This window comes from Dendronalium phyllosphericum CENA369 (assembly GCF_016056275.1).
Lineage (GTDB): Bacteria > Cyanobacteriota > Cyanobacteriia > Cyanobacteriales > Nostocaceae > Dendronalium > Dendronalium phyllosphericum.
Map to the genome: position 1 here is coordinate 210,697 of NZ_JAECZA010000289.1, position 7,229 is coordinate 217,925.

Sequence of the window (7,229 nt, forward strand, 5' to 3'; positions counted from 1 at the left end):
TCTCTAACTTTTAACTAAAACCTCATTACGATTGGTAGCACCTAGTTCGGGTAATGAGTTGATACCTGAGTGAGGAGTAAGGACATAAGGGACGCTTGGAGCGACTTGCAACAGTTGTACAAGACGTTGCAACAACTTGTCTTGTCCGGCACGAAAGGCTGATATGTTTGAACCACGGTTTAGGATAGCAAACCAAACCAAACCGCGATCGCGTGTGGGCATCACTCCAGCTAAAGCACTTACATCACGAAGAGTGCCAGTTTTAATCGCAGTGGCAACAGGAATATGTCTAGTGTGTAATGTCCCCCGACGATCGAATCCAGAGGTGGGAAATAAATCAGCCAAATTCAGTTGGTGAGCTGCTGCTTCTTGTTGCATTGCCATTAACATCGCACAAACCGCTCTCGGAGAAATTCGATTTTCTGGCCCCAGTCCCGAACCGTTAATTAACTGAATTTCTGAGTTAGGCACTCTCGCAAGGTTAGCAGCAGTGGATTGTACTACAGCTGCGCCTCCTACAGACTCTGCCAACATCTCTGCCATTTCGTTATTGCTAAAAACGTTCATTTCCTTGATCAGTTTTTGCAAGGGCAAAGAGTAGTGACGCACTAGCAATGTTTGTTGAGGATTTGGTTGCGCCTCGACTTTGACATTACCCGCAATTACGACTTGAGGCTTAGGAGTTCCCTTAGGCATGATTGAGTAGATGTAAGTCTCAGGGCGAGTCCAAGTTTTATAATTCAATGCTTGCTTGAGCATTTGACCTGCTAGGAAGGGATAACGTTGAAAATTCATGGCAAAACTGCCAGTAATTACCAAATTTCCTTTTACCTGCTTAATCCCCATTTTGTTGAGAGTATTACCAAGAGCGATCGCTTCCTCCCAAACAAACATCGGATCGCCACCGCCAGTAATTACCAAATCACCTTGCAATACCCCATTGACCACTGGTCCTGTAGCGCTGACCAAAGTCTGAAATTGGTGGTCTGGCCCCCAAGTTTTGAAAGCAACTAGTGAAGTTGCGATCTTAGTCAAAGAGGCAGCAGGCAGAGGTGTAGTACCTTGATGATTCGCCATGAGCATTGGCCCAGACTGCATCCAAATTCCCTGACTCTCTATCAAATTCTGCGCGACTAATTTTGACGTAATTAAGCCTTTAAGATACTCCGCCACTGTACTATTTCCAGCTGGATTTGGATCGGGGGCAAGAACCAATCCAGGGCTACTTTGCCAAGTCAATGCATCTAAGGCATCCGAAGGCTTGATTTGTACTCCAGCCATTTCCAGCCAGAGAGAAACCAAACCTGAACCCAATAATTCCAGCATGTTTTGTTCCCCTATTTAGGATTTGATATTTTGTTACGTTTACTGTGCTAATATACATGCTTTTTTTCTGACAATCAGCATTCAGTCATCATAACTAGTGTTTTTATCATTTTGGTAGTAAGTTAGATAACAAAAATAATGTTACTCAACTTACATTTTCCAGGTGCGATCGCTTTTTCAAAGATTGAAACACAGGAAAAGCTTTTCCAGATTCAGGATTGAATTGTAAGATTAATCTCCGATACCCAAATAAAAAAACACCCAATTGGGTGATGAAGGTAATTTGCGATTAACTCTAAAAACATTTCAGCCTGTGTTTGCTTCAAACAGTAGTTGAGGAGGATTTTCTCGGTTGCTAAAAATGCCAGTTTTTCTATAAGCTTTCTAAGTGGTAAGCTAATCACCATTTAAGTTACATAATTAAGGCGGGCTTTCCGACCCACCCCACAATAGTTTGATTAAATGTAATTATGTAATTTAGATATTTTTTAGCTTATCCCAAAGCATTTTAAAACTTAACATATAGCCGTTGTCACTAATGTTATGACAGCATTGATTGCTCAAAGCCACCAAGCAACTGGTGTTTACTCAGCACTCAGAACTCAGCACTCAGCACTCAGCACTCAGCACTGTCCCATATCAGCACAATCTAAAAAGTTATTATTTCCTTTCTGGATGCGCCGTCTCTTCTGGAGAAGGTCTACCCATTTGGTTAATTGCAGCAATCATCTGATACATACGCCCCAAGTCGCGTTGATTGAAGTACAACACAAGACGAGGTAAACTAACTGTTTCATCTTGTGCTTCTTGAGGCAATGCCTGACTTTTTTCAATCCTTCCTTTAACAAGGATGTCGCTGAACTCGGTATTGAGTTGTTCTACCTCTGTGTCTGATAAATCGGATCGCAAGCGAATTACTAAGCGATCGCCTACGTAGCGGCTAGAGTGATAAACCTGATAAAAACGAGTAATGGCATCACAAGCTACTTCCAGGTTGTCTGTCACCGTGTAGAGGCTGGGATCTTCAGGACTCACAAGACCTGTTTTTACTAAATGGCGATCGATGTATTCACTCCAAGACCGCCAGTAATTACCACCAGGATGGTCGATTAAAACCACGGGTACGGGGCCAAATTTCCCTGTTTGGCTTAATGTCATACATTCAAAAGCTTCGTCTTGCGTACCAAATCCACCAGGAAACAAAGCAATAGCATCACTTTCTTTGAGGAGGAATAGCTTGCGAGTAAAGAAATATTTAAAGTGAATCAGCTTAGGATCGCCTTCAATCACTGGGTTTGCCTGCTGTTCAAACGGCAAATGAATATTTAAACCAAAAGAATTTTCTCGTCCAGCGCCTTCGTGACCCGCCTGCATAATGCCGCCACCGCCACCTGTCATCACCATGAATCCTAATTTTGTCACAGCGCGAGCAAACTCAAGCGCCATCTGATACTCTGGTGTTTCTGGCGATAAACGAGCAGAACCGAAAATAGTAACTTTGCGGACGTGTCGGTAGTCATAAAACAGTTGGAAACCTCGTTCCATATCTGCTAGAGAAGCCGACAATATTTTCCAATCTAGACGGTCAATATCACTATCAGCCAAACGCAATATGGTAGCCAGTGCTTGCTGAATCAGTTGCCGATTTTTTAACGTCGGTAAGCGATCGATTAATTCAGTAATATCCGCCTGGAGAGACGCTAATGTGTCAAACGACGCAGATGAGGTCATGAGAACTGCCACCACAATGGCATTACATTGTATCTAATTTTGGTATGTGATTAACAACTGCTTGCAGGAGTCTTTATTCCCTAATCTGATGTGAGTGTAACAGACGACATCCACTAAAAAGCACCTGTGGTTTACATCAACCAAGGCGCTGGTGATACTGTAGTCGTTCACTTGTACGCATTAAGAAGTTTTAGCTAAAGCCTTGGGATACCAGAACTTTAGAAATAGCTTGTTGTTAGATATTGCCTACATTCATCATAAAGCTAGCACTCCTATGTGCGACTTTCACCATAGCGATCGCCTAGAGAAAGAGACTAAGGATTGCTGCTCAAGAAGTAACATATTAGTTTAGCAGTGGTAATTTGATACTGTTTACCATAAAAGCAAGTCATTTTGAGACGCGAAGTTTCGCGCCTCTTAAACTTCTTGACAAATATTTACCTAAAGCTAAAGCAAAAAGACAAATCAACAGGACTTTACTGCCGATTGAGTTTCAAAGATACTTGTCCACAGTATTAGCTAATGTAGTTTTAGGAACGGCACCGACCACCATATCAACTTTTTGCCCACCTTTAAAAATCATTAATGTGGGAATGCTGCGGATACCGTACTGGCTGGCAACATTGGGATTCTCATCGGTGTTGACTTTTACAACTTTTAATTGACCTTCGTACTGAAGGGCAATTTCATCTACAACAGGAGCTACCATCCGGCAGGGGCCACACCAGGGTGCCCAAAAGTCAACTAAAACTGGTACAGTGCTGTCGAGTACTTCTTGCTTAAAAGTAGAATCCGTAACTTGTGCGGCTGTTGACATGCCTAAAAACCTTTGCCAATTATATTTCTGAGTTTCGTGAAAATTCTACCATAGCAAAAACAGCAGCTTGGAGGTGAAGGATGTACATTTGCAAAGAAGCTCTAGAATTTATTCACAAATATAAGGAACCGCCCGAACAGTAGTCCGGGCGGAGTGTGGTGTGAGGAGTGAACGGAAACATGCGTCTCCGCTATCTCTATTGTAGGCGACATATGTGATTTTTCCAGTGATTGTTTCAGAGTCTAGAAAAATTTCCTTAAGAATTTTAAGTTGATATTTATTAGGGATTGGGGATCCGGGATTAGGAATCGGGAACCTGATAAGATATTAAAAAATTGTTTTTTAATTATCCAGTCCCCCTTCGGGTGACGCTCGCAAGCTCGCTAACGCAGTCGCCTGATGCCACTTTGCTCAAGTCGGGAAACCCGCCCACGCAAGTGGCTCCGGAGGGAAACCCTACCAAGAGCGCTGTCTCACCAGTCGCCAGTCCCCAATCCCTCTATTTCCCCATACCTAATTGTTGAGCTTTTTGGTAGACTTTGCCTTCAGTTAATAGAGATGGAGCGATCGCAACTTCAACTTGCTGCATTTCTTTGATATTTTTAGCTCCTAAAGTGCCCATACTAGTTTTTAAGGCTCCCAAAAGATTATGAGTACCATCATCTAAGGCTGCGGGGCCAATCAGTATTTGCTCTAGGCTACCAGTACTTCCAACGCGAATCCGGGTGCCACGGGGCAAAACTGGGCTAGGAGTCGCCATCCCCCAATGATAACCCCGTCCTGGCGCTTCGGCGGCTCTGGCAAAGGGAGAACCAATCATCACGCCATCAGCACCGCAGGCGATACATTTGCAAATGTCGCCGCCAGTGATTAAACCGCCATCAGCAATCACAGGCACGTAATTACCAGTTTCTTGAAAGTAATCATCTCTGGCCGCGGCACAATCTGCGATCGCTGTTGCTTGGGGTACGCCCACACCCAAAACACCACGAGAGGTACAGGCTGCCCCAGGGCCAATCCCCACTAATATCGCAGCTGCCCCAGCTTTTAACAAATTCAAAGTTACTTCGTAAGTTACACAATTGCCCAACACCACAGGGATAGGCATAGAACGGCAAAACTCTGCCAAATCTAATGGAACTACAGATTCTGGTGATAAGTGGGCAGTAGAAACTACTGTAGCTTGTACAAAAAATAAATCTGCCCCAGCTTTGGCTACTACTTCACCATATTTGCTTGCACCTGCTGGAGTGCAACTCACCGCCGCAATGCCGCCTTGTTGTTTAATTTCCTGAATACGTTTTTCAATTAATTCTGGCTTTATTGGTTCGGCATAGAGTTCTTGCATCAAAGATACAAATTCATCTTTCCCTACAGAAGTAATCCGATCTAATATCGGTTCTGGGTCGGCATAACGAGTTTGGATACCTTCCAAGTTAAGTACGCCTAATGCTCCCAACTGTGACAAACGTACAGCCATCCGAACATCTACTACGCCATCCATCGCACTGGCAATTATCGGGATTTCTCGCTCAATATTGCCAATCCGCCACTTAGTTTCTGCCAAACTCGGATCGAGTGTTCTGTTACCGGGGACTAGAGCAATTTCATCAATTCCATATGCTCTCTTAGCTGTTTTTCCCCGCCCAAGTTGAATTTCCACGCTTTAACTTTTCTCACATCTGTTTAAGCTAGGGTATCAAATTGTGGACGGATTTGGAGCGACTGTTCGAGAAGTTTCAAGTGTAAAGGATAAAGCAAAAAGTGAGAACTTGTCGGGACATCATGTCTAACCCTTTGTAGCCGAAACAATGCATCTTTTTCCATCTTCATACTTCATCCCTTGATGAATGAAGTCTTTTCTTACTTGATACTTTAGCTTTTATGCTTCATCCTTTAGCTTGACTATTGACTAAATGAAAATTTCACCCTTTAAGGTAAAGCCATTTCAAGGCTAGAATTGTTACGATCCCTTCAGATTAGATGATTTGCAGCCTTGATCCAATCTGATACTTTAGAACTACTTGAATGGCATCGCCTTTGCCAGCATCTTTCTACATTTGCGGCAACTAAACTGGGGGCGATCGCATCACTTCATCTGAAACTACCTGAATCTCAGGCAGTCAGCGAGCAGTTGTTAGCACAAACAAAAGAAGTTTACCAACTAGAAAGTCGCCTGAGTACGGGACTTTCGTTTGAGGGAATTCAAGATATTGGTGATTCTCTAGAACGAGCAGAACGCAGCGGAATTCTGGCAGGGGATGAACTTTTAGCACTGGCTACTACCCTTGCAGGTGCTAGAAATTTACGTCGTGTAATTGACAACCAAGAAGATATCCCCATACTGACCGAGTTAGTTGCCGATTTACGGACTTACCCAGAACTAGAGCAGGAAATTCACCGTTGTATCGACGAACGCGGTCAAGTAACCGATCGTGCTAGTCAAAAACTCGGAGAAATTCGCACGGAATTACGGAGATTGCGGAGTCAAATTACTCAAAAACTGCAAAATATTTTGCAGGTAAAATCGGGAGCAGTTCAAGAACAGTTAATTACTCAACGGGGCGATCGCTTTGTGATTCCCGTAAAAGCACCTCAAAAAGACGCTATTCCTGGCATTGTTCACGATACTTCAACTAGTGGGGCGACTTTGTATGTGGAACCCAACTCTGTCGTGCCTTTAGGGAACCAACTGCGGCAGACAATTAAAAGAGAGCAAGCAGAAGAAGAAGCAATTCGTCGCGCTTTGACAGAGCAAGTAGCAGCAGTCAAACCAGATTTAGAAAGATTGCTAGCCATTGTCACCACTTTGGATCTGGCAACTGCAAGAGCAAGGTATAGTTTTTGGCTGGGAGCCAATCCCCCGCGATTTATTAACCGCCCTTCGGGTGACGCTCGAGGACTCGCTAACGCTGCGCTAACGCCAGTCCCCCATCGTGACGGAAGCCGCCAAGACGGGGGCTGGACTCACGAAGAACACGAAATCATTACTTTACGGCATCTACGACATCCACTGTTAGTTTGGCAGCAGCACCACGAACAAGGACAACCCGTGGTTCCTGTAGATTTGTTGATTGCTCCTCATATTAAGGTCGTAACAATTACAGGGCCAAATACTGGCGGTAAAACAGTAACCTTGAAAACTTTGGGCTTGGCAGCATTAATGGCCAAGGTTGGTTTATTCGTTCCCGCCCGCGAACCAGTAGAAATTCCGTGGTTTGACCAAGTATTGGCAGATATAGGCGACGAACAATCCTTACAGCAAAGTTTATCCACATTTTCTGGACATATTCGCCGTATAAGTCGGATTCTAGATGCTTTAGGCGGGGACGCGGGGACGCGGGGACGCGGGGAC

General features: G+C 44.1%; 4 protein-coding genes and 1 pseudogene. 1 reads left to right on the forward strand and 4 read right to left on the reverse strand.

What is annotated here, in order from left to right:
• Nucleotides 1-3: 3 nt before the first annotated feature.
• From I8752_RS32705 to I8752_RS32720, 4 genes and pseudogenes are all read right to left on the reverse strand, one after another.
• Nucleotides 4-1,326 (reverse strand): D-alanyl-D-alanine carboxypeptidase, encoded by a 1,323-nt coding sequence (locus tag I8752_RS32705; RefSeq protein ID WP_214436325.1) that lies wholly within the window; start codon nt 1,324-1,326, stop codon nt 4-6.
• Nucleotides 1,327-1,986: 660 nt separating this feature from the next.
• A complete protein-coding gene (locus I8752_RS32710; protein ID WP_214436326.1) occupies nt 1,987-3,057 on the reverse strand; it encodes an LOG family protein in 1,071 nt (356 codons plus the stop codon).
• Nucleotides 3,058-3,550: 493 nt separating this feature from the next.
• Nucleotides 3,551-3,898, reverse strand: a pseudogene (trxA, locus tag I8752_RS32715) (thioredoxin); the annotation flags it as partial.
• Nucleotides 3,899-4,373: 475 nt separating this feature from the next.
• Nucleotides 4,374-5,537, reverse strand: a complete 1,164-nt coding sequence (locus I8752_RS32720) for a GuaB3 family IMP dehydrogenase-related protein (protein ID WP_214436328.1) — start codon at nt 5,535-5,537, stop codon at nt 4,374-4,376.
• 333 nt (nt 5,538-5,870) lie between these two features.
• On the opposite strand from I8752_RS32720, the gene I8752_RS32725 reads away from it, so the two are divergent.
• Nucleotides 5,871-7,229, forward strand: a 1,359-nt coding sequence (locus I8752_RS32725; protein WP_422615226.1) for a MutS-related protein, incomplete at its 3' end; no start/stop codon positions are given.

Coding starts and splice junctions, on each gene's coding strand:
- I8752_RS32705 (WP_214436325.1), bottom strand. CDS start 1,326: ATGCTGGAATTATTGGGTTCAGGTTTGGTTTCTCTCTGGCTGGAAATG.
- I8752_RS32710 (WP_214436326.1), bottom strand. CDS start 3,057: ATGACCTCATCTGCGTCGTTTGACACATTAGCGTCTCTCCAGGCGGAT.